The sequence below is a fragment of the Psychrobacillus sp. OK032 genome (genome assembly GCF_900111345.1).
Classification (GTDB): Bacteria; Bacillota; Bacilli; order Bacillales_A; family Planococcaceae; genus Psychrobacillus.
In genome coordinates, this window is record NZ_FOGY01000007.1 from 147,998 (window position 1) to 170,513 (window position 22,516).

The window sequence follows — 22,516 nt, forward strand, 5'->3', positions numbered from 1 at the left end:
TATATTTCTTGAAACCATCGTGAAAGTTATACTCTTACGATGGTTTTTTTACGTTTATTGCAAATAGCTCTAATAATTCGCAGGCACAAATTTGGTAGTTTCTTGCATAAAATAGGTCATGAAAGAAAGGATGCGGATATATGTGCGGAATTACAGGTTGGATTCATTTTAGTAAGGACTTACGAAACGAGCAACCAATCATTGAAAAAATGACAGGGACGCTTAGTAAACGAGGTCCTGATGATCACAATATTTGGAGTACGGCTCATGCGTTGCTAGGACACCGACGATTAACAGTGGTCGATCCTATCGGCGGAAAGCAACCAATGGTAAAGACTTTTCAATCAAACCATTATACACTTTCTTATAATGGTGAATTGTATAATACAGAAGACCTCCGGAAGGAATTATTAAAACGAGGCCACTCTTTTTCGGGGCATTCCGATACGGAAGTGCTATTAACCGCTTATATCGAATGGCAGGAAAAATGTTTAGATTATTTCAATGGTATTTTTGCTTTTGCCATTTGGGATGAGCAGGAACAAAAGGTCTTTATCGCAAGGGATCGCCTAGGGGTTAAACCACTTTTTTATACCGAAACATCTGGTGGTTTTCTTTTCGGTTCCGAACTTAAAGCACTACTTGCACACCCAGAAGTATCTCCAACTATTAATCGAGAAGGGTTAGCAGAAATAATAGGGTTAGGTCCCTCTCGCACCCCTGGTTCTGGTGTTTATAAAGGAATTCATGAATTACGCCCTGCCCATGCACTAACCTTTAATCGAAATGGCATTCGCATTTGGCGATATTGGAATGTACAAAGCGCGGAACATACCGATTCGTTGGATGACACTGCGGAGAAAGTTCGATATTTAGTGACAGATGCTGTGGAGCGACAGCTCGTATCAGATGTCCCACTTTGCACATTCCTCTCTGGCGGTTTAGATTCTAGTATCATAACAGCGATTGCCTCAAGCACTTTTGCTCGTGAAGCTAAAGGAAAACTCCACACATACTCCATTGATTATGAAAACAATCAGAAGCACTTTAAAGGAAACACCTTTCAACCCTCGGACGATCAGCCATGGATTCGAAAAGTATCCAGTAATTTGAATACAAATCACCATCATTCCGTTATTAGTCAAAAGGAATTAGCAGAATACTTAACGGAAGCTGTTCATGTTCGTGATCTTCCTGGAATGGCTGATATCGACTCCTCCTTACTTTGGTTTTGTCGGGAAATTAAACAAGACTTTACGGTAGGTTTATCTGGGGAATGTGCAGATGAAATTTTTGGCGGTTATCCTTGGTTTCATCAAGTTGGAAATGCTGAAAAAGGATTCCCTTGGATTCGCTCTACAAATGAACGAAATATTTTGCTAAACGACAGCTGGCAGAAAAAACTTGCGATTAATGATTATGTTCAACATGCTTACAATACAACAATTTCTGAAACACCGCGTTTAGATGGAGAACCTCTTATCGATGCCAAAAGACGCGAGTTATTCTATTTGAATATGACTTGGTTTATGACGACTTTATTGGAGCGAAAAGACCGTATGAGTATGGGTGCAAGTTTAGAAGTAAGGGTGCCTTTTGCAGATCATCGATTAGTTGAGTACGCATGGAATATTCCGTGGGATTTCAAAATGGTTGGCAACCAAGAAAAAGGAATTTTAAGAAAAGCATTTCAAGGCAATCTTCCCTATGACGTGCTCTACAGAAAAAAAAGCCCCTATCCGAAGACACATAATCCTGTTTACAGTGAGCAAGTTCAACACATGTTAAAAGAGCAACTACAGGATAAAAATTCAATCCTTCATGAGCTTTTCCATGCTAAGAGTCTTTCCGATTTAATTGAATCTAATGGGGATGCCTTTAAGGTTCCTTGGTTTGGTCAATTAATGTCTGGACCTCAACTATTAGCCTATTTAGCACAAATGCATATTTGGTTTAAAGATTACAACGTTCAACTTATGGATTAAAAAGAAAGAACGTCGAACTTAGTTGTAAAATCTTCTCCTATTCTCGGTTTGTCGTGTTCGCGTGTGGGCATGTCGCTTTCGAGGTCTCGTTTGTCGCGTCCGCAGTGTGGTTTGTCGCTTTCACAGTGAATTATGTCTCGTTTAGGATTATTCTTCCAAAAATGAAGGAGCGCCATTGTATAAGGCCGCTCCATTTTTCATTTATTTAGAAAGTACTCGAAAATATGATTCTATAAATGGAACAAGATAATCAATAACCGTCTCATTTGGATTCAGTTTTGCATGATGCAATCCAAACGGAGAGTCTACTCCTACCCAAAATATAACACCGGGGATTTCCTGTAGAAAGTAACCAAAATCTTCTCCAGTCATTGCGGCATCACAAACGATTGCCGTAGTCGATGCATCCTGTTTTGCAAATGTTAAAAATTCATTTGCTAACATATCGTTATTTTTTACTTGATAATAAGATGAACCGTAATCTATTATTATATCGCAATCAAAAGCAATTTCCGTCGCCCGGCAGAATGACTCAATTTTTTCTTTTACAATCAACATTGTTTCTGCATCCATCGTTCGGATTGTTCCTTCTAGGCGCGCCTCACCGGAAATTATGTTTTGAACCGTACCTGAGTACATTTTTCCAATCGTTAAAACCGCTGGATCCATCGGATTAACAGATCTACTCACAATCGTTTGAAGTTGTAATAAAAGCGTTGCTGCAGCAATAGACATGTCTTTTGCTTGATGTGGAAAAGCTGCGTGCCCTTCCTTCCCTACTAAATCAATAAATAGTTCGGAAGTGTTCGCAAATAATAAACCTGGACGGGTAGCCACTGTCCCCACTGGATATTCTGGCGCTATATGAAATGCATAAATTTGATTGGGAACAAGCTCTGGATGTTCAGTCTTCAACCACTCTCTTATTGGCAAAGCGCCACCTGGGCCTTCTTCAGCCGGTTGAAAAATAATTACGACGTTATCCTTTATTGGATTATCCACTAGTTTTCTAAGCAAACCTAAAGCAACTGTCATATGTAGGTCATGCCCACATGCATGCATTTTTCCTTCGTGTTGAGATTTAAATGGTAAATCTGTTGCCTCCGTTATCGGTAATCCATCAATATCCGTACGCCAACCAATGGTCTTTCTAGGAAGAGTTCCCTCAACTTTTACAACAATTCCTGTTTTCCACTCTATTATAGTTAATCTTTCTTGTGGAAGTGCTTTAATCTGCTCCAGTAAATACGCCTGTGTTTTTATTTCTTTAAAACCTAGCTCTGGTATTTGATGCAGATCTCTCCGTATCTCTAGTAAGGATTTCATCATGCACCTTCCTACAGTTGACGTAGTTCTTGCATAATTTCTGTTTTAGATCGTGTTTGATCATCAATTTCTTTTATTGCTCTCGCGGGTGTTCCAGCAACTACAGTGTATGGAGGAACATCCTTCGTTACGACTGCTCCGGCGGCAACGACAGCACCTTTACCTACTCTGCATCCTTCTAATACGACCGCATTGGCGCCAATCAATACATCATCCTCCACAATAACCGGCATTGCTGAAGGAGGTTCAATTACACCCGCAAGCACAGCTCCTGCACCAATATGACAGTTCTTTCCGACAGTCGCACGACCTCCAAGAATGGCTCCCATATCAATCATCGAACCTTCCCCAATAACAGCACCTATGTTAATAACCGACCCTAGCATAATAATCGCGTTATCCCCAATACTAACTTGATCGCGAATGATGGCACCGGGCTCGATACGCGCATTGATACCTTTTATATCTAAAAGTGGAATAGCAGAATTTCTACTATCAATTTCTACAACAAAATCATCTATTTGGTTCGCATGTTCATTGAGAGCTTCTTCTATCTCAGCCCATTCACCAAATACAACAAGTGAATTTCCTTCTCCAAACACCTTAGTATTTCCCCCAAAAGAAAGCAGATTAATATCTTTCCCTTTCACATACACTTTTACTTGTGTCGATTTTTTTGCATGTTGAATATACGAAATAATTTCATACGCATCTAATTGCTTCATTCCCCATACCTCCCTTAAAACATGTGATAATTGTACAGGAATTTTTATGAAAAATCACGAAATTAAATACATTTTTTGATAAAAAATTGAAGAAAAATACATTAATAATATGATTGGAAACGATAATATTTCCACGATAAATAGATTTTTGAATTATCAAAGTATAATAATTATGATAAACTTATGGCGAAGTGGAGGGAATTGCAGTGGGTAAAATTATTTTAGAAGCATCAAATTTAAAGAAAGAAATTGATGGTAATGCTATTTTACAACATGCCTCCTTTAAAATTGAAGAAAATATATCTATTGCTATTCGCGGATCAAACGGCTCCGGCAAAAGCACTTTATTGAAGCTACTTGCAGGGATCTATGAACCCACTAGTGGAAAGATAATAAGAAATGCAAATAGGACCGGGTATGTCCCCGAGCATTTTCCTGAAAACCTCCGATTCAAACTAAAGGAATATTTAACATTAGTGGCATCCTTTCAGGGTATACCGGAGATGGATATGGAAACAGAGCTATCCGAATATATCAGTTTGTTTGGAATAGAGCCCTATATAAACACCCCTCTAAAAAAATGTTCAAAAGGTACAAAACAAAAAGTAGGGATACTTCAAGCACTTTTAATTAAACCAGACCTCCTTTTATTAGATGAACCTTTAACCGGTTTAGATACGAACTCACAACAAAATTTAATGGCTATTTTAGAAAAGCTTAAAACAAAAATGTCGATTATTTTTACTACGCATGAGGACCTGTTAGTGGACAACATTGCAAACCAGGTATTATACGTAAAAGATGGATGTGTATTAGTTCATACAAAACCTAAAAGCTCATATCGAGTAATAAAAGTGAGATTTCCAAACAAAGACTTTTTAACTGAACTTAAATTAGACGAAATTCATATTGAAGAAGATAAAGCTTTAATAACCGTACCCATAGATAAAAGTGATTACCTGTTGAAGGAGCTTTTAAATAGAAATTGTTCTGTACTCGATGTCAGGGAAAGGATATAAATGTGCAAGGATTTATAAAATACCAATTCAAAAGCTATATCCGCTCATTCAAAATTATCCCACCAGCAGCAACCTTCTTAATATGGATTGTTGTTTTATATCATTATAGTGGTGTTGAAATACTGAGTAGTTACGCCGTTACAAGTATTGCCTTGTATTTATTAACAACATGGATATCAATGAACATATTTTCAATTGAAGAGGAATCTGAAAAAAATATATTATTTGTGCAAGTGGGGAAAGTTAGATATTTACTTGGCAAATGGATTATTAGTATTCTTATAGCGATTGTATTTATGTTATTTGCGATCCTCTACCCTTTACTATTGGATAGTTTTAAGGAAGTAGTTCAACCAATACATTTGGGACTCTCTATTTTTGTACACCTTTTGTTTTCTATTTTCGGTATTTTAGTTGGTTCTTTTTCAACCATCACTTCATTTATCCCGAAGAGGTACACATGGCTTTCAGCAGTCCTTGTTATTGCAATTACCCTTTCCTATGATGGCATAGTGGAAAAGCTGTCATTATTAAAGTGGCTATTTATAGTACTTCCTCCAGTAGTAAATGTTATTAACTTTTTTGAAATGGACGATTTAAACTACATTGGGAAAGAATTTTGGATTATTTCATCGTTTGCAATCTTATATTCAACTATTGCCTTCTACGTGTTAATGAAGTTATTCTTAAAAAAAGAAAGTTAGAATATGTTACAATGAGTACAACTATTTTTGAGAGGATGATGGGTGGACAATGGATATTTAATCTTATTTCTTAAGTAGAGGTTTTTCTGCGATACATTTGCGCAGTAACAAAAATAAACACTACAAAATCGGAAATAGGATTAGTCTGCCCATTTTTCTATCAAATACGAATGATTCTCTACAATACACTATTTTGTAGTGGCTTTTTGCGTATTTTTTTTAGGCAAGCAATCCTTCCGATTCATATTCGGAGGGATTTTTTTATTCCTCCTATAAGGAGCGGATTGTATGACATTACATGGAAAATTAATCGATATAGTTATCACATATGGAGATAAGGTTGTATTGGAAAAGGCAAAAGCGGATATTATAGCTGGTACTGTTATTGGTATCGTAGGAAGAAATGGCGAAGGGAAGTCCTCCCTACTTTCTGTACTTGCGAACGAGTCTCACCCTTCGAGTGGACGTATTGAATGGTTTGGAAGCACGCCAGCTATCCGTTTATTAAAGCAAGAAGACGATCAATTCAAGAAGGAAGAAATTGCAGATGAGGAATGGACATATTTCAGTAAATGGTCAGTTCCGCAACACAGAAAGTATGATGACTTAAGCGGCGGAGAAAAAATGAAAAGACGTCTTTCCCATGTTTTTGCAGAAAAGTCGCAGCTTCTTTTATTGGATGAGCCGACCAATCATTTAGACCAAGAAAGCTTATCTTTCTTAAAAAAACAAATGAAAGCCTACCCCGGAACAATTTTGTTAGTTTCCCATGATCGTTATTTCTTAGATGAGGTAGCCAGTTGGATTTGGGAAATAGAAAATAAAAAACTAACTGTATATCCTGGTAACTATTCTGTGTATCGACAAAAAAAGGAAGAGTCCCGCCTAACCCAACAAAGGCTTTATGAGGAACAACAGTCTAAAATCAAACAAGTCGAAAAACAAATATCAGCGCTTCGTAACTGGTCGTCCAAAGCACATGCGGACTCTACCAAACATGAATTCAATAAAGAATATTACCGGGTTAAAGCAAAGAAAATGGATGTTCAAATCCGTTCTAAAAAGAAACGATTGGAACTGGAACTTTCTAAAAATACAATAGAAGAACTAGAAGAAGAAAGAGAAGTATCTTTTTCCATTGAAGGAAGCAAGAAAAAAGGTAACCGAGTAATTGAAGCAAGAAACATGAGCAAAAGTTTTAAAGACCAACTATTGTTCCAAAATGCATCCTTTACTATCCAATCTCAAGAACGTGTTGGAATTCTAGGCTCAAACGGTAGCGGCAAATCTACATTTTTCCGCATGTTATTAGGCGAAGAAACCACTCAAGGAGAACTTTGGAAATCTGAAGCAATGAATATTGGCTATTTACGACAAACCGTATTCGATTTACCAGAAGAAAAAACGCCTTTTGAATTTTTTGGACCAACTGACTTCGAGACACGAGGTCAAATTCAGACACTTATGATGAATTTAGGCTTTTCAAAAGATCATTGGTCTCGTCCTATTCACACAATGAGCATGGGAGAACGAGTCAAACTGAAATTAATGGAGTTTATGCTAGACCAAAAAGATGTCTTACTATTAGACGAACCAACAAACCATTTGGATCTTCCATCACGGGAACAATTGGAGAAAACCCTTTCTACCTATCCTGGTACTATTCTATTAGTTACACACGACCGTTACTTTTTAGAAAAACTAACGAATAAACTGCTTGTCTTTGAAAATAAAACGATTCGAAAAGTAGAAATGAACTACAATGAATGGACGCATAAAAATGAAGAGACTTCTCGTGAAATACAATTAATGAAATTAGAAACCGAGCGACAAGCAGTGTTAGGAGAGCTAAGCTATTTACAGAAAAAAGATGCCAAATATAGCAAGCTGGATCAACAATTTATAGCATTAACTAAACAAATCAATGAACTTAGGAATAATTAATTACTAAGATGTCATGGGTGCTTTCATACGTGACATCTTTGTATCAAAATATCGATTTTTGTCAATTTCCCGGGAAATATAGAATGAAGTGTATTCGTTTATATACTTTATTAGCAATTGACCATATAATGATATAAATCCAATTAGAAAAGTAGGTTTTAAAATGAAAACTATTCCAAAACCTCTAGTCATGGCAAATCAATGGACAATTGTATTATCAGTAATTGTTTCGCTTATTACACAATCAGCTTGGATTCTACTCATTCCACTAATTGCAAATCTTGCGAGCTTATTAACGGGATTTCACCCTATTTTAGTTATTGTAAAACGATTCTTATCTAAACCGACAAACGAGTATATTCAAGAAGACTACGCTCAGTTAAGATTTAACCAATGGCTTGCAGTGGGCTTTTTATTTGTTGCAAGTGTCAGTTCTTTATTAAACTGGACCGTGCTATTTAATCTTGCTACCTTTATGGTTGGCCTAGCTGCCCTTATTGCAATACTTGGTTTTTGTATTGGTTGCTTTGTACGGTTCCAATATCAGCAATGGAATTATCGACGTAAAAATTCTGCGATGCGGTAATGAAAACAGACAGCCTTTCTGAACTGCACCCCAATTGTTAGACACCATCTAACAATTGGAGAGGCTGTTTTTCTACTGCTGTTCCTACCTCATTTATCCTTTCATCCATAATGGCATCCACACTTCAATCCATCCTCACTGGTCTAAACATTTTGGATGTTTGACATGGATTATTTCTACTATTTTGGAGTTCTATATTTTAACCATGTTTTTATTCCAACTAAAGCATGTCGTTTTCCAACTTAGCAGATAATACATCATTTCCATACCCTCGAAAAGTAAAAAGGTTGCCTCTAAGTAAAAAAACTACTCCTGAGACAACCTTTTTTCTCTATTATTCTCCTAAGTCTACGTTATGGTAAACTTGTTGAACGTCTTCTAGATCTTCTAATGCATCAATCATTTTTTCAAACTGCGCTTGTGCATCTGCTTCTAATGAAATATCATTTTGTGCAAGCATCGTTAGCTCTGCAACGGTAAACTCTTCAATTCCCGCAGCTCTTAATGCCTCTTGCACTGCATGGAATTGATCTGGTTCAGCATAAACGATGACAGCATCCTCTTCTTCTAAAATATCACGAGCGTCTACGTCTGCTTCCATCAAAAGCTCTAATACTTCGTCGGCTGTTTTTCCTTCGATACCAATAACAGCAGTTGCGTCAAACATATAAGCAACAGAACCACTCACACCCATGTTGCCGCCATTTTTGCCGAATGCTGCACGTACATCAGATGCTGTACGGTTTACATTGTTCGTTAATGCATCTACGATTACCATAGAACCGCTTGGACCGAAACCTTCGTAACGAAGCTCATCATAGCTTTCTTCCGATCCACCTTTTGCCTTTTCAATTGCTTTATCAATAATATGCTTAGGGACGCTGTACGTTTTAGCACGTTCTAATACTACTTTCAATGCTTGGTTAGAAACAGGATCTGGTTCGCCTTGTCTAGCAGCTACATATATTTCACGTCCAAATTTTGCATAAATACGGCTAGTATTTGCATCTTTGGAAGCTTTCTTTTCTTTAATATTATTCCATTTACGACCCATAAAGTCCCACTCTCTTTCGATTCATTTTCTACTTTTAGTATTATACATTAAATTCTTATTGAGTAGCAAAAATCAAATATGCCACCGCGTATTTGCGTCCGGATTTTGAATTGAGCTTGCTCAATTCACTCCTTTCAAAATCTGTGACATCCGCCGGAGGCTTTGACCTTATTCTACAGGGTGAAACCCTGTAGAATAAGGTCAAAAACATTAAATTCCATATGTTTCATGTAAAAATGTAATTGATCTGTTGATTAGCTCTTTTAACACTTCTACATCAATATCCGCTACTTTATTAATATACACACACGCTTTTCCAGAAGTATGCTTGCCGAATCTCTCTAAAATTACTTCACGTTCCGTATCGCCAGTTGCAAAATACAAACTAATCTTTGCTTTGCGTGGAGAGAATCCAACAAGCGGGGCATCTCCCTCATGGCCTGTCGCGTATTTATAGTGATAGGATCCAAAACCAATAATACTTGGTCCCCACATTTTCGCTTTAAAACCAGACGTTTCTTCAAAAATCTCTAGAAGCTTATAAGCATCTTCCTTTTTTTTCGGGCTATCCACGTTTTCTATAAATTCAATGACACTATTATCCGTTTCTTTCATCTTTGGTTCGTATATGGCCAAGTTAACATCCCCTTTAGAATATTACCCTCATTTTACATGTAATTCGCATTTTTGACGAATTACTTTATCACTAAGAAAAGCGAGGAGGCAGCTCCACAGCTTTTTCCCATTTGACCTCGAGGCATCTTCTACGACGAGCTTTTCGCTGGAAGGATACCGTGTAAAAAATTATATACATTCTATCTATTAAAAAAGAGCCATTCTCGATTCCTCGAAAATAGCTCGTCCTTTTTCTATTTAGATGGTTTGATTAAGAACCCACCGTTAAATCTAGTTGGTTCGTATGAAATGATAAATGCTTTTGGTGATAAAGATATAATGTAGTCTCTCAATTTTAATTCATTTTTTCGTTTTGCTAGTACTTTCATACAAAGACGTTTTCCATCTTTTCCATCCGCAACCCACGATGTAACACCGTAGCCTTTTGCACGAATTTGAATAGGAATTTCTATTTCTAGTGAGTCGACGATCACATCAAATACAACATAGCCTAGTGCTAATCGATTTTCAATGATACTTCCACAATATACTCCAAGACCCCATCCAATACAATAAGCAATAATATTTAATGGCTCGTCCAGATTATCGAGGACCATCGTTAACCCCATTAAATAGACAAACACTTCTGCCATAGACAAGAACGATGCTACTACTCTGTAACCTTTAATAACTAAAATCAAACGCAGAGTAGTTAGTGTCATGTATATAACATTAATAACAATAATAAGCAATATGATATCCATATTTACTTCCACCTTTCTTTCGTAATACCGTGGCTTTCGTCGAGTATTCAAATCATTATACAGGATTTCTTTAAAAATGATATTAAAACTCTTTTCTTCTTTTGTAAATAAAAAACAGGGCATTCCGTTTTTATCGGAATACCCTCATTTTAGTTAAAATTCTTTCTCCAATACAATCTTATGCGTCCCTTTTTTACTCGTAAACGTTTCTATCACATTGAAACCAAACTTAATATTTAGTAATAACATTTCTCGTCTTTTGTTCCGAGAAATGGTTCGGACTTTAGGATAGCCAAGAGATTCTACTTTCTCGTGTTGTCGGCGCATAAGTTCAGATGCAATTCCTTTTCCACGAAAATCAGCATGTACACCACCAAGCCAGCTATAGAATGTATTATTTGCATATTCATAGCCTATTTTAAAACCTACAACACGATTTCCTTTTAATGCTACAAAGATTAATAGATTCTTCTTCTCAGTTAGCTTTTCTAACCCTAGCTCTGCTCCTTCAAATACATGCTTATGTAGCTCCATAATGCCAATAAGCACATTATTCTCTGGTATCTCCTGATAATATCTATATTCCATCTATTCGTTCTCCTTATTAAAGATGCATCCGCATATCCGTTTCCGCTATTTTCTTTAATTCGCTAGCTCTAGAAATAATAAAATTCTTCATGTATCTTTTTAAGAACAATTTATCCGCTATCTTTCCTAACACTCCAAAGGGGGCAGTATACTCAAATGTATCTTTCATAATTGTCCCTCCATTACTTTCAGTAAATTCATGGATATGTGTAAAAGAATGAAAAGCTCCTCGAACCATTACATCGGTAAACGTATGCGGGGCAGCCATTTCTATAATTTTTGCTGTTAGTTTTTGTTTTACACCAAAATGGATTGCTTCCCACGTAACACTATCCCCCAGTTGCAATAGTCCAGTTGTTACACCTGCAACTGCTCTTTCGTTTGTTTTGGCAGTTGTTGCTGTATGTATTTCTACGTTTCGGGCAAGGTCAAAACATTTTACTATTGGAGCGTCAATATATGTTAGGTGACTTATTATAGGTATTTCTTTTATCCCCTATTACGTTCTGTCTTTCATATCACGTTTATCCGTTTTAATGTTTATCCACTCCATTATTTCGCCAGTTTGCTTTAGCTTCACTCCAGTTAACTGATTGCCAAACACAGCAGCCGTATCAATATTCCAAGAGTTACTTTGCGCATTATATATGGGAGAATCACCTGGTGTATGGCCGATAATTTGCAGTTTTTGTATATTTTTCAATGGGCTCCTATTCCATAATATACCGTGTTCGCTTGTTTCATTGAATGGATTATTTGCTAGTTCAGAGATACCCGCATGGCTTACAAAGACGTGATCATTGCTCCAAAACAAGGGCATAGTTCGCAACCATTTTACGTCATCTTGTATGTCTTGGCCTGCCGTTAAATATTGATACAATGTTTCTGAGCCACCTTGCTTTAACCAATTATTATTGGGCGGGTTTGTTATATGTTCTATCATCTCATATTCATGGTTTCCTTTTATAAAAACCGCTTGATCCATATATTCTTTCTTTAATTGTCTTACTAGTTTTACAACCTCTGGGGAACTGTTTCCTCTGTCTATTAAATCGCCTAGCTGAATCAGTATTTCTGTTTCTTTATCCCACTGTTCTATCATCTTCAAAAATGTTTCATAACAGCCATGTACATCCCCAATGACAAATAAGTTCAATTAGATTTCTCCTCATCCCGCATTTTTAACTTCATCTAACATGTATGAGACCCTAACATTTATTATTCTCGTTCGTTTCGTTAATGAAAAAGAGCCATCATCTTGACAGCTCTTCGTGTTCCGCTTCCATTTTATCTAAGAGTGCTTGGCAACCTTCTAATACAAGATCGTACGTCTCTTGGAAATCTCCCGTATAATATGGATCCGGCACATCTTTTCGATGTTCAGTTAAATCTAAGAAACGCATAACTTTTAGATGATCTGGCTGTCCAAGCATTTCTCGAATGTTGTTTACATTGCTTTCATCCATACCGATAATGTAATCAAATTTTTCGAAGTCCTCTTTTTGCAGTTGACGTCCAATTATTCCTTTTGTAGACATATTATATTCCTTTAGCTTCGTAATTGTTCCCTGATGAGGTGGATCACCGATATGCCAAGCACTCGTTGCAGCAGAGTCCACTCGAATATGATTACTTAAATTTTCTTTCTCTACTAAATGTCTAAAAACTGCCTCCGCCATAGGGGAACGACAAATGTTCCCAAGACAAACAAATAATACGTTGATCATTCTAATCCTCCTATCTTAGTTTACCGCTTTTTCATACACTTTTATGGAAGCTCCCGAAGGTCCATAAGTTATAGTAGAATTTGTCCACCCATATTTCTCATAGTACCCCTCTAAATCGCTTGATAAATAAAGTTTTTCATGCCCCAACTGCGCTGTCATTTTTAGTCCATGCTCTAAAAGTTGTTCACCTATAGAATTACCTCTATAGTCTGGATCGACATATAGACAAGCTAACCATGGAAACAAATCTTGTCGGCTATTAATATCATTTCGAAGTAATGCATAAGTACCGATAATTTTCTTGTTTTCTATTCCAATATAAAAACTTGGAATAGAATCAGGTTTTTTTCCAGAATGAACCATACAATCTTCATAAAATTTATAGTTACTTTCACTGCCCCAATGCTCCCAAAATACTTTCACAGCTTCCTTAAAGAATTCAGGTCTTTGTTGAATTTCAATTATCTCCATACTAACTCTCATCCTTTAGTTTGATATATAATAATACTAGTATGAGTTAGAATGTTCTGTCTACAATTAATTAGATTGGAAGGTGTATTTATATAAGAAACAGAGGAGCAACTATCATCATTGAAAACGGTCGAGTTGCCTTAATCAAAAGAACGAAACCACATGTGACCTACTATGTGTTCCCAGGTGGAGGTATTGAGGAAGGAGAAACACCAGAGGAAGCTGCAATTCGAGAAACGCATGAAGAGCTAGGGGTGCTCGTGCGTATTCAACGTACTTTTAAAGTATTAGAATATAACGGAAGGCAGCACTTTTTCTTCGCTGATATTATTGGGGGCAAATTTGGAACAGGTACAGGTGAAGAATACTCCCATACTTCCGTTCAGCGCGGGAAATATGAACCAATTTGGATTGACATCAAGGAGCTTTCTTCTTTAGATGTGCGTCCCAAAGTGATCGTAGATAATCTTTTAGCTGAATGAAAACCAGTCCAGAGTGAGCACAAAATGACAGGATTAACGAATGGGTATCATTTATGATAGATACAAGGGGTGAGTGGCATGGCTTGGGTCGAGTCGATACAAAAAGCTATTAACTTTATAGAGAAGCATCTGCTTGATGACTTGACGATGGAACAAATTGCAAAAGTGACAAATTCGTCGGTATTTCATTTCCAACGAACGTTTGCCATTTTAACCGATATGTCCATAGCAGATTATATTCGCCGCAGAAGATTAACTTTAGCAGCGCAGGAATTAGTGAATACCGATAACAAAATAATCGACCTTTCCTACAAATACGGCTATGACACCCCCGAAGCTTTTACGAAGGCCTTTCGAAAGCAACACGGCGTAACCCCGAGTGATGCACGAAAGAAACTAGGTAATTTACAATCATACAATCGCCTGGTCATCCAGGTGAGCTTGAGAGGAGCAGAACCAATGAAGTATAAGATTGTGGAAAAAGAAAGTTTCCAAGTGGTTGGAGTCAAAAGAACGTACAATTGTAAAACAGGTGAAAATTTGAACGGTATCCCACTATTTTGGGATGAAGTGAACACAAATGGCACAGATGATCTGCTTTCCCAATTAAACAATGGGAAGATTGAAGGTGTGCTAGGAGTTTGTGTAGTAGAGGAAGAACAGAAAGATAGTGGTTTAATGGACTATTGGATTGCTTCAGCACATGAAGGAGATGTTCCGGAAAATTTATTGGCATTGGAGATTCCTCCTTCTAAATGGGTTATTTTTGAAGTTCACGGCCCGATGCCACATGCAATGCAAGATACATGGAAACAAATTTATTCCGAATGGTTTCCCTCTAATCCGTATGTACCAGCAGGAACTCCTGAGTTAGAAGTATATTCAAATGGTAACCCAAATAATGAAGATTATTACTCTGAGATTTGGATACCTATTAAATAATATAAAATCCGAGGAGCGATTGAATTGCTCCTCGGATTTTTGTTTAGTTCGGAGGCATTATCCGATTTACTTGCTTGGTTATCCGATTGTGAGTGTCGGTTATCCTATTATGTGTATTCATTATCCGATTTTATTGCTTGATTATCTGATTATGTGTATGCATTATCCGATTTACTCAATTCTCTAAATTTAGCTGCCATGAAACCCCAAACTTATCTTGTACCCAGCCGAACTTTTTGCTAAAGCCATAATTATTAATCGGCATTAAAGGTTGTCCGCCTTCCAAAAGCTTTGCATAAGCCTGATCGATTTCCGCTTCGGAATCACATTCAACGAATAATGAAATCGATGGTGTGAACGAAAATCCATGTTGAACACTGCTGTCATTACATAGAAATTGTTGGCCGTTAATGGAAAATACCGCTTTCGCTACTTCTCCTTCTTTTCCGGGTCCTTCTGCTCCGTAACGAGCTAAACGAATGATTTCGGATTCCTTGAAAATCGATGTATAGTAATTAATTGCTTCTTCTGCCTGTCCTTGGAACATTAAAAATGGTGTGAGTTTAGACATATAATCCATACCTCCAGAATTTTTTATTTACCAATATTCACTATAGCTTAATTGTGCAGAAATATGAAAACTTCTTGTATATATGTTACTGTTTTGTTATGAAAAAAATTATTCCTTTACTCTTTTTACTTATTGTTGTATTCATTTCGTCTGGTCAAACAGCTGAACAGCAATCACTTGTACCAGTGCTTGAAAAGTGGTTGCCGAATAAACCACTAGAATCTTTGCTATCTTATTTACAAATTCCGTATTGGGGCATTCTAGTTTCCATTGAAGAACGGGGATATTATCCATTCGTCGAGTTTTTGATACGCAAAGGCACGCATTTCTTTTATTTTGGAATAATAGCACTCGCTATTTACGCTGCTTTACCTAAATTTAACTATCGTAAGCTCACCGCTATAAGCCTAACAATGTTCTTTGCAGTAGCGGATGAACTACATCAATCATTCACAAGTGGACGAACAGCTTCTGCTCAAGACGTAATGCTTGATACAGCCGGCGCGATTACAGCACTTCTCCTATTGAAATGTATTCAAGCAATAAAACAAAGAAGATCTGCAAAGGCATAGTCCTTTAGCAGATCTACTACATATCAAACCTTTCGCATACGCATAGCATATTGAAAAGTTCGAATCACAATGGAAATCGGTATAAGTGAACTGAAAAATAATGTTCCCATAAGAATTTGATCAAAGGTATTTCGTTCATATACATGATAATTCGAAAGATTAATCCACAAAGCAAATGATAAAATTACTATAAAATAAGCAACTAAACTAACATTCACTAACATTACTTTTCGAACTTGCCCCTTCTTCTCAATAGAATCATACGTAAACCGTGGCTTTTCTTCACCGATTTCATACTCTTTCTGCCATATAGAATACTTCGCATACCAGGATGATGAGGTGAATTTTAACTGCCATCCTGCACTTTTATGTACCTCATAATAATTTGGAGAAGCTTTTAATTGATAATCATACACGTACGAGATAAGCTTCGGGGTGCTTTTTACAAAAACGAATTTTGTACCCATTTTACTCACACGAACAAGCTGATTTCCTTGCATCGCCATGTCTGAAAGCCAGTTTTCCAATAAGTCTGGTGCATACATCCAACCAAATTTCCATTTTGAAAATGTTCCAATAGATGAAACTGCGTCAACAGATGCGCCAAAAAACTTAACATCGAACGCTCGCAACTTCCGTGTCATATATATCGTTAGAACAATGACAGCAATTACTTGCAGGAAGTAAAGGATTGTAATAGACCATAACGGACTTGGCACGAAGGTTGAGTCTTCTGGATATATTAAAAGAGACAGCATTGCTATAACAAATGGTATTAACTGAAATCCATACAATAAAGAAACACATGACAACACAAAGGAATGGGTTCTATTCCTTTTCAAAACACCATCACGAGATGGATACGCTTCAATCGGATTATTACTATTTTTGACGAATTTCCACTTCCCCTGTGACACTGAATTTTCCCAACCGGAGTCTTTAAGCCTCCGCGGCAATTCATTTTTCGAGTTATCATATATTATTTGATATTCCACTTCTTTACGTTCTGCTTCTTCAAATATAAACTTCCTTGAAAGTAAATTGATATCGACTAGTTCTTTTCCTTCTAATGCAAACGATGACAACCAACGTTCTGTCTTTTCTAAATCATAACTCCAAAAAGGTCTCCATTTTTTAATCATCGAATTCCTCCTCATAACTTAAGGCATTAGCATGCAACTCTTTCAATCTGCTTATCTCATGTCTCATTAATACTTTCCCTATATGCGAAACTTCGTAGATTGTTTTTCTTTTTTCATCTGAGAAAACCGTAACAATCTCGTCACGTTGCATTTTCTTTAACGTTCCATAAATTGTTCCAGACCCGAGAATAATTCGACCTTCCGTTAACTCTTCCACATGTTTAATAATTCCATAGCCGTGGCGTGGCACAGTAAGCGACAACAATATATAAAATGCTGTTTCTGTCATTGGGATATAGTATTTAATAACCTTTTCAATTTTCAATTGGATCACATCCACTCTAACTATTCACTATGTCGCACCTCGACTATATCACGATGTGACACATAGAGTCAATTACGTTTTTAACATTTACAATTTCACCTGAATGATAAAACAAAAAAATCCGCTAAGGTACCTCCCTTAAGCGGATCTTCTACATATTAATTATTTAAATTTACGAGAACTTTTGAAAAGAAAGCCAAGTCCAAGTGTAACCACACTAAGAATCGTTAAAACGAAATACATATTAATAATAGGTTTAAACTTAACTTTTTCAGGCGTGATTTCAAAAACTCCTACAGGTTTAATAGAAAAATAACCACCTCCTCCTTCACCTTGGGCAGTGGATTCCTCTTCACCCATATCTGAATATCCTCCGCCTCCACCAACATAATAATTTACTTTAGCAACTGGTAGCACTTGTTTTCTATCAAGTTCAATCGGCTCTCCATAAACTAATGAAGCATCTTTCGCACGAGAGAATTTATCAAATACGGACCGAATAGGAGAATGATAAATGCTGTGTTTGTCCACTGATCTATCAACTAACTTTTTTGATTCTATGATTTTCTACCTCCTCTGATTCAAGACTACTTCGACACGATTAAAGCAAACCCTTTATTACAAAATGAGCGTCATATGATCTTCATCGTAATATGTATCAGCCACTTTTAATGCTTTTTCTTCTACACCAAAAACTTCAAATCCTAATTGTGTATAGAGATTTTTTGCTTTTTCATTCGTTGATACGACGGATAAATTCACTTTTTCAATTTCCTCTATCGTTCTTGCTTTATTAATTGCTTCCATAAGCAATGCTTTTCCTGCTCCTAATCCACGTGCTTCCGGACTTACATACATGGCAAAAATATTTGCCCGATGCTTCATTTTTAGGTAGCTTTCTTGCGATAATGTAACCATTCCAACGAGCTTGTCCTGCTGGAATGCTCCGAAAGTGTAGTTGCCTTCCGTTCGTAGATTATTTTCTACTCGTTCAATTGGATTTGTTCTTTGTATCGCTTCTTCGTAACTTGTTCCAAATGCTTCTGGGCTTTGTTGTAATGCCTCTAACCTTAGTTCCCAGTATGCACTTGCATAGTTTGGTGTTAATAATTTTATTTCCATCACTTACTCCTTTGTGAAAAATTTTGTATTACATAATTGATGAGTATATAGTATAAAATCCCTGCAATCTCTAGCCCTTTTTAGTTTGCTTTTATACAATGATTTTGTATTAGCTTTTGTTCGAATTCGAGAAGCTTCTTTTAGAAGGAGATGCCATCTTTCTGGTAGCATGTCTACACATAAAATAACTGCCTTATCTTTCGAAAAAATATCTCTTTGATCAAGCGAGCAAATAATTCTACTAATCGTACAAGTTGCAGATTCTACCATACTATCGAATAAAAATGGATATGTCTTTTTCGACTTACTAAAACAATATTCGTTCATATTATATTCCAATGTTTTCAATACATCTTCCCATTTTGTAGGGATATTTAGTTCTCCAATTAGTGTCCCTCGCAATGTAATGCCGTGCTCCTTTAAAACCCACCAAGTAATATGATTAACATCCCAATGACCTATTTTTACTACTCCGTCTGAACAATATGGATACGTAGGTAACTCTTCGTTTGTTTTCCCTATTGCATTAACCTGGATATATACCACGTCCATTCTTTTTCCAAATGGATGTTTGTTCATTTGTACATGTATCTCTTGAATGGTCACCACTTCTTGTTCACTTACTACTCGTCTCAATAAAACAATAAAATCTATGTCACTCTTCGATTCATTAAATGCTCCTAAAGCAATCGATCCATATATGTATACACCTTCTATTAAATCAGAAGGTAAGTGTTTATTTAGCAATTCTACATACTCTTGCATAAAACTTTGAACAGGCACCGGTAGTTGATTACTCACAATTGTAGCTCCTTATCCATACTCTTCTCTTAAATAGAACATATAGCTGCGTCACAAAATCGTCCTTTTTCAAAGGATGATTTCCGCAACATACCTTCGTATACAAATCCTGCTTTTTGAAGCGTCCTTTTAGAAGCTGTAATTGCAGGGTCATAAAGGGCTTCAATTCGGAAGAGCCTCATTTTCTCAAAGCCGTATTGCAATACATGCTTTAATACTTCTGTCATGGCTCCTTGCTGCCAATACTCCGGTGTCACTTCAAATCCTACTTTTGCTTTGAAATGATCTTTTTCCCAATTATGATAACCACAGCTACCAATTATTTTATTGTCATCCTTCGTTGCAATTCCCCAGCAAATTCCCTCATTACTCGTAAATCATTTTTGCCAGTTTTCAATTAAATGAATCGCCCTATTTATATCCGTAAACGTATCCAAATCGTAATACTTTGTCACTTCATTTAGTGAAAAGTATTGGAATATTTCATTGGCATCTCCAACTTCTATTGGTCGTAATAGAAAACGTTCTGTTTCTAAAAGCGGAAAATTATTTAATATATTCATAAAATCCCTCCTACCAGTTAATTTCGTGAAGAATAATTAAAAATCCTTTGCAGGAGGAGATCCCCTTTAAATTTATCGTTCTCTTTTTAATTGACCAATCAATTCATCCAGGTTCATGTCACCCGCATTTCCTAGTTTATGCTTTCTAACAGACACAACATTCTTCTCAATTTCTTGATCACCCACAATGAGCATATACGGATGCTTTTGCAAAGCAGCTTCTCGAATTTTTAAGCCGATTTTTTCCACACGGTCATCGATTTCCACACGATAACCTTCTTTTTCAAGCTCCCGTTTTACATCTTCGGCATACGAAACATGTGCGTCCGCTATTGGTAAAATCTTCACTTGTACAGGTGCTAACCAAAGTGGAAAGCTTCCTTGAAAATGCTCTAGAAGAATAGCCATAAAGCGCTCGATAGAACCATAAATCGCACGGTGAATCATTATTGGTTGACGTAATTGATTGTCCTCATCGATATACCTGCTATCAAACTTTTCTGGCATTTGAAAATCGAGTTGAACGGTTCCGCATTGCCAACTCCGGCCAAGAGAATCTAAAATATGAAAATCGATTTTCGGACCGTAGAATGCTCCATCTCCTTCATTTACTTGATATTCTACTTGTTTTTTCTTTAGCACTGATTCAAGTGCCTGCTCTGCTTGATCCCAAGCTTCCACAGATCCCATGAAATCTTCCGGCCGAGTAGAAAGCTCTATTTTATAACTAAAACCAAACTTAGAATAAAATTCATCCACTAAATCGAGTACTTTATCAATTTCGCTTTCAATTTGATCTTCTCGGACGAAAAGATGCGCATCATCTTGAGTAAATGCTCGAACTCGCAAAAGTCCATTTAGCGAACCAGATAACTCATGACGGTGTACTAAACCAAGCTCTGCATATCGAATCGGGAGCTCCCTATAACTTCTTTTTTTACTGTTAAAAATGAGTACTGCCCCCGGACAATTCATCGGTTTAATAGCATACTTTTGTTCATCTACATTAGCAAAATACATATTTTCATGATAATGATCCCAGTGACCTGACCGCTCCCAAAGCTCTTGCTTCATCATAATTGGGGTTTTTATCTCCTGATACCCTGCTCTTTGGTGCTTTATTCTCCAGAAGTTTTCAAGTTCATTTCGTAAAACCATACCCTTTGGTAAATAAAACGGCATTCCCGGTGCTTCTTCACTTGACATAAATAGCTCTAATTGTTGACCTAACTTCTGATGGCTAATTCGTTGTTCCGCTTTAACTGACATGTAAATTCCTCCTATAAGTTGAAATAAAAAAGACCACACCCATCCCCGGTAAAGGGACGAGTGTGGTCGTGGTTCCACCCTAATTTTGCAACACAAATAAATGTATTGCGCTCATACTAGATAACGGTTCTCCCGATTATGGATAATTGCGAAGTTTGCTTTCCCCATAATAGCTCCAAGGTGGTGAATCATTCTTTTTTCTTCAGGGCTCCCAGCCAATGACCCTGTTCTCTAATAAGAAAATGAAGATGATTCATGTCCTTTTCTTTGCTTTATTATTTAATTTTGAATACAAAAAACCACACCCATCCCTGGTAAAGGGACGAGTGTGGTCGTGGTTCCACCCTAATTTTGCAACACAAAAATGTATTGCGCTCATAGTAGATAACGGTTTCCCGATTATGGATACTTACATTACTTTCCCCACAATAGCTCCAAGGTGGTAAATCATTCGTTTTTCTTCAGGGCTCCCAGCCAATGACCCTGTTCTCTAATAAGAAATGAAGATGATTTATGTCCTTTTCTTCGCTTGTTTACGATTTATAAATTATTTTGTTTAGTATATGCAAAATTTTTAAAATAGTCAATGCAAATCATTTATTTTACTTTATAATTACAATAGAATCTTTCACAAAAGAGGTGTTGTATTGAATTTCATTGCATGGACGATCATTGCTTGTGAAGTTGGATTTTGGGTTGTTATTTTACTAGGTCTCGTGACTAGATATATATTAAAAAAAGAACGTCTCGGTTTGTTCTTTCTTGCGCTAACTCCAGTTATTGATCTAATCTTACTTGCAATTACAGCTATTGATCTATATAACGGGGCAACCGCAACTCTCGCGCACGCTATAGCAGCTGTTTATCTTGGTTCTTCGATAGCCTTTGGAAAGAGTATGATTCGCTGGGCGGATGTAAGGTTTAGATATTATGTCCAAAAAGAAGGCACTAAACCTGTACGTAAAACAGGAATGGAGTTTGCACGAGAGTCGATAAAAGGGTCCTTTCAACATTTACTTGCTTACATCATTGGCGGGAGCATATTGCTTATATTAATTTACATCATGGATGACACCTCAAAATCTGAGGTTTTATGGGATACATTGAAACTTTGGGGACTAATTCTTGGGATTGATTTTGTCATCTCCATTTCATACTTCATATGGCCACGACTCTCTAAAACTAAATAAATCACAGTAAAAGGCATGCCCCTGCTTAA

At 36.8% G+C, this 22,516-nt stretch carries 28 protein-coding genes and 2 other annotated features; of the genes, 9 read left to right on the top strand and 19 right to left on the bottom strand.

Translation table 11 applies throughout. The annotated features are described in order from the left end of the window. Positions 1 to 140: 140 nt before the first annotated feature. On the top strand, positions 141 to 1,985 hold the full coding sequence (gene asnB / locus BMZ04_RS14545; protein WP_093272368.1) for an asparagine synthase (glutamine-hydrolyzing): 1,845 nt from the start codon (positions 141 to 143) through the stop codon (positions 1,983 to 1,985). Positions 1,986 to 2,186: 201 nt separating this feature from the next. Here asnB and BMZ04_RS14555 read toward each other — a convergent pair whose 3' ends face one another. Continuing rightward, positions 2,187 to 3,311 carry an N-acetyldiaminopimelate deacetylase gene (locus BMZ04_RS14555; RefSeq protein ID WP_093272376.1) on the bottom strand — a complete coding sequence of 375 codons (1,125 nt, stop codon included), beginning with the start codon at positions 3,309 to 3,311 and terminating at the stop codon, positions 2,187 to 2,189. Between the two features lie 11 nt (positions 3,312 to 3,322). Then, positions 3,323 to 4,036: a 2,3,4,5-tetrahydropyridine-2,6-dicarboxylate N-acetyltransferase gene (gene dapD, locus BMZ04_RS14560; protein WP_093272380.1), complete on the bottom strand. Its 714-nt coding sequence runs from the start codon at positions 4,034 to 4,036 to the stop codon at positions 3,323 to 3,325. Positions 4,037 to 4,242: 206 nt separating this feature from the next. Here dapD and BMZ04_RS14565 point away from each other — a divergent pair, with 206 nt between their 5' ends. The 4 genes from BMZ04_RS14565 to BMZ04_RS14580 all read left to right on the top strand — a co-directional run bounded on the left by BMZ04_RS14565 (position 4,243) and on the right by BMZ04_RS14580 (position 8,289). Then, entirely contained in the window at positions 4,243 to 5,055 is an 813-nt protein-coding gene (locus BMZ04_RS14565) for an ATP-binding cassette domain-containing protein (RefSeq protein WP_177184451.1), read from the top strand. 179 nt (positions 5,056 to 5,234) lie between these two features. Beyond that, positions 5,235 to 5,759 (top strand): hypothetical protein, encoded by a 525-nt coding sequence (locus BMZ04_RS14570; RefSeq protein WP_177184452.1) that lies wholly within the window; start codon positions 5,235 to 5,237, stop codon positions 5,757 to 5,759. Positions 5,760 to 6,047: 288 nt separating this feature from the next. Further along, the gene (gene abc-f / locus BMZ04_RS14575; RefSeq protein ID WP_093272396.1) at positions 6,048 to 7,703 is read left to right on the top strand and encodes a ribosomal protection-like ABC-F family protein; all 1,656 of its coding nucleotides are present in this window, start codon (positions 6,048 to 6,050) and stop codon (positions 7,701 to 7,703) included. Positions 7,704 to 7,866: 163 nt separating this feature from the next. Further along, positions 7,867 to 8,289, top strand: a complete 423-nt coding sequence (locus BMZ04_RS14580) for a DUF4395 domain-containing protein (protein WP_093272399.1) — start codon at positions 7,867 to 7,869, stop codon at positions 8,287 to 8,289. A gap of 334 nt (positions 8,290 to 8,623) precedes the next feature. Here BMZ04_RS14580 and BMZ04_RS14585 read toward each other — a convergent pair whose 3' ends face one another. The 8 genes from BMZ04_RS14585 to BMZ04_RS14620 all read right to left on the bottom strand — a co-directional run bounded on the left by BMZ04_RS14585 (position 8,624) and on the right by BMZ04_RS14620 (position 13,508). Next, the gene (locus BMZ04_RS14585) at positions 8,624 to 9,343 is read right to left on the bottom strand and encodes a YebC/PmpR family DNA-binding transcriptional regulator (protein WP_093272402.1); all 720 of its coding nucleotides are present in this window, start codon (positions 9,341 to 9,343) and stop codon (positions 8,624 to 8,626) included. Between the two features lie 210 nt (positions 9,344 to 9,553). After that, positions 9,554 to 9,973, bottom strand: coding sequence for a DUF1801 domain-containing protein (locus tag BMZ04_RS14590; protein WP_093272797.1), 420 nt, complete (start codon positions 9,971 to 9,973; stop codon positions 9,554 to 9,556). A gap of 239 nt (positions 9,974 to 10,212) precedes the next feature. Continuing rightward, positions 10,213 to 10,722 (bottom strand): DUF2179 domain-containing protein, encoded by a 510-nt coding sequence (locus BMZ04_RS14595; RefSeq protein ID WP_093272405.1) that lies wholly within the window; start codon positions 10,720 to 10,722, stop codon positions 10,213 to 10,215. 153 nt (positions 10,723 to 10,875) lie between these two features. Then, positions 10,876 to 11,310, bottom strand: a complete 435-nt coding sequence (locus tag BMZ04_RS14600) for a GNAT family N-acetyltransferase (RefSeq protein WP_093272410.1) — start codon at positions 11,308 to 11,310, stop codon at positions 10,876 to 10,878. 16 nt (positions 11,311 to 11,326) lie between these two features. Then, complete coding sequence (locus tag BMZ04_RS14605) at positions 11,327 to 11,794, bottom strand: SRPBCC family protein (RefSeq protein ID WP_093272414.1); 468 nt, start codon at positions 11,792 to 11,794, stop codon at positions 11,327 to 11,329. 15 nt (positions 11,795 to 11,809) lie between these two features. Then, a complete protein-coding gene (locus BMZ04_RS14610) occupies positions 11,810 to 12,466 on the bottom strand; it encodes a metallophosphoesterase family protein (protein WP_093272417.1) in 657 nt (218 codons plus the stop codon). A 97-nt stretch (positions 12,467 to 12,563) separates the two neighbouring features. After that, positions 12,564 to 13,037 (bottom strand): low molecular weight protein-tyrosine-phosphatase, encoded by a 474-nt coding sequence (locus tag BMZ04_RS14615; protein ID WP_093272421.1) that lies wholly within the window; start codon positions 13,035 to 13,037, stop codon positions 12,564 to 12,566. Between the two features lie 15 nt (positions 13,038 to 13,052). Then, entirely contained in the window at positions 13,053 to 13,508 is a 456-nt protein-coding gene (locus BMZ04_RS14620; protein WP_093272426.1) for a GNAT family N-acetyltransferase, read from the bottom strand. A gap of 92 nt (positions 13,509 to 13,600) precedes the next feature. Here BMZ04_RS14620 and BMZ04_RS14625 point away from each other — a divergent pair, with 92 nt between their 5' ends. Beyond that, on the top strand, positions 13,601 to 13,990 hold the full coding sequence (locus BMZ04_RS14625) for an NUDIX hydrolase (RefSeq protein WP_093272432.1): 390 nt from the start codon (positions 13,601 to 13,603) through the stop codon (positions 13,988 to 13,990). A gap of 78 nt (positions 13,991 to 14,068) precedes the next feature. Next, positions 14,069 to 14,932, top strand: a complete 864-nt coding sequence (locus tag BMZ04_RS14630) for an AraC family transcriptional regulator (protein WP_093272437.1) — start codon at positions 14,069 to 14,071, stop codon at positions 14,930 to 14,932. 175 nt (positions 14,933 to 15,107) lie between these two features. On the opposite strand, the gene BMZ04_RS14635 is transcribed toward BMZ04_RS14630, so the two are convergent. After that, positions 15,108 to 15,503: a VOC family protein gene (locus BMZ04_RS14635; protein ID WP_093272442.1), complete on the bottom strand. Its 396-nt coding sequence runs from the start codon at positions 15,501 to 15,503 to the stop codon at positions 15,108 to 15,110. Positions 15,504 to 15,601: 98 nt separating this feature from the next. Here BMZ04_RS14635 and BMZ04_RS14640 point away from each other — a divergent pair, with 98 nt between their 5' ends. After that, positions 15,602 to 16,075, top strand: a complete 474-nt coding sequence (locus BMZ04_RS14640) for a VanZ family protein (protein ID WP_093272445.1) — start codon at positions 15,602 to 15,604, stop codon at positions 16,073 to 16,075. A gap of 23 nt (positions 16,076 to 16,098) precedes the next feature. Here the strand turns inward: BMZ04_RS14640 and BMZ04_RS14645 are convergent, their stop codons facing one another. From BMZ04_RS14645 to thrS, 8 genes are all read right to left on the bottom strand, one after another. Further along, positions 16,099 to 17,217, bottom strand: a complete 1,119-nt coding sequence (locus BMZ04_RS14645) for a DUF2812 domain-containing protein (RefSeq protein ID WP_177184453.1) — start codon at positions 17,215 to 17,217, stop codon at positions 16,099 to 16,101. Then, on the bottom strand, positions 17,210 to 17,542 hold the full coding sequence (locus BMZ04_RS14650; protein WP_177184454.1) for a PadR family transcriptional regulator: 333 nt from the start codon (positions 17,540 to 17,542) through the stop codon (positions 17,210 to 17,212). Before BMZ04_RS14650 ends, BMZ04_RS14645 begins: the two co-directional genes overlap by 8 nt. Before the next feature lie 162 nt (positions 17,543 to 17,704). Then, positions 17,705 to 18,073 carry a GerW family sporulation protein gene (locus BMZ04_RS14655; RefSeq protein WP_093272455.1) on the bottom strand — a complete coding sequence of 123 codons (369 nt, stop codon included), beginning with the start codon at positions 18,071 to 18,073 and terminating at the stop codon, positions 17,705 to 17,707. Positions 18,074 to 18,160: 87 nt separating this feature from the next. Continuing rightward, complete coding sequence (locus tag BMZ04_RS14660) at positions 18,161 to 18,664, bottom strand: GNAT family N-acetyltransferase (protein WP_093272458.1); 504 nt, start codon at positions 18,662 to 18,664, stop codon at positions 18,161 to 18,163. Between the two features lie 3 nt (positions 18,665 to 18,667). Then, positions 18,668 to 19,465 carry a nucleotidyltransferase domain-containing protein gene (locus BMZ04_RS14665; protein ID WP_093272461.1) on the bottom strand — a complete coding sequence of 266 codons (798 nt, stop codon included), beginning with the start codon at positions 19,463 to 19,465 and terminating at the stop codon, positions 18,668 to 18,670. Positions 19,466 to 19,494: 29 nt separating this feature from the next. Then, a complete protein-coding gene (locus tag BMZ04_RS22600) occupies positions 19,495 to 19,824 on the bottom strand; it encodes a GNAT family N-acetyltransferase (protein ID WP_218145526.1) in 330 nt (109 codons plus the stop codon). An 18-nt stretch (positions 19,825 to 19,842) separates the two neighbouring features. Continuing rightward, the gene (locus tag BMZ04_RS22605; RefSeq protein WP_218145525.1) at positions 19,843 to 20,028 is read right to left on the bottom strand and encodes a GNAT family N-acetyltransferase; all 186 of its coding nucleotides are present in this window, start codon (positions 20,026 to 20,028) and stop codon (positions 19,843 to 19,845) included. 72 nt (positions 20,029 to 20,100) lie between these two features. Beyond that, positions 20,101 to 21,297: a threonine--tRNA ligase gene (thrS, locus tag BMZ04_RS14675; protein ID WP_093272464.1), complete on the bottom strand. Its 1,197-nt coding sequence runs from the start codon at positions 21,295 to 21,297 to the stop codon at positions 20,101 to 20,103. Positions 21,298 to 21,346: 49 nt separating this feature from the next. After that, positions 21,347 to 21,574 (bottom strand) — a binding site (T-box leader). Positions 21,575 to 21,612: 38 nt separating this feature from the next. After that, positions 21,613 to 21,832: a binding site (T-box leader), on the bottom strand. A gap of 112 nt (positions 21,833 to 21,944) precedes the next feature. On the opposite strand from thrS, the gene BMZ04_RS14685 reads away from it, so the two are divergent. Beyond that, positions 21,945 to 22,487: a hypothetical protein gene (locus tag BMZ04_RS14685; RefSeq protein WP_093272471.1), complete on the top strand. Its 543-nt coding sequence runs from the start codon at positions 21,945 to 21,947 to the stop codon at positions 22,485 to 22,487. Positions 22,488 to 22,516: the final 29 nt, after the last annotated feature.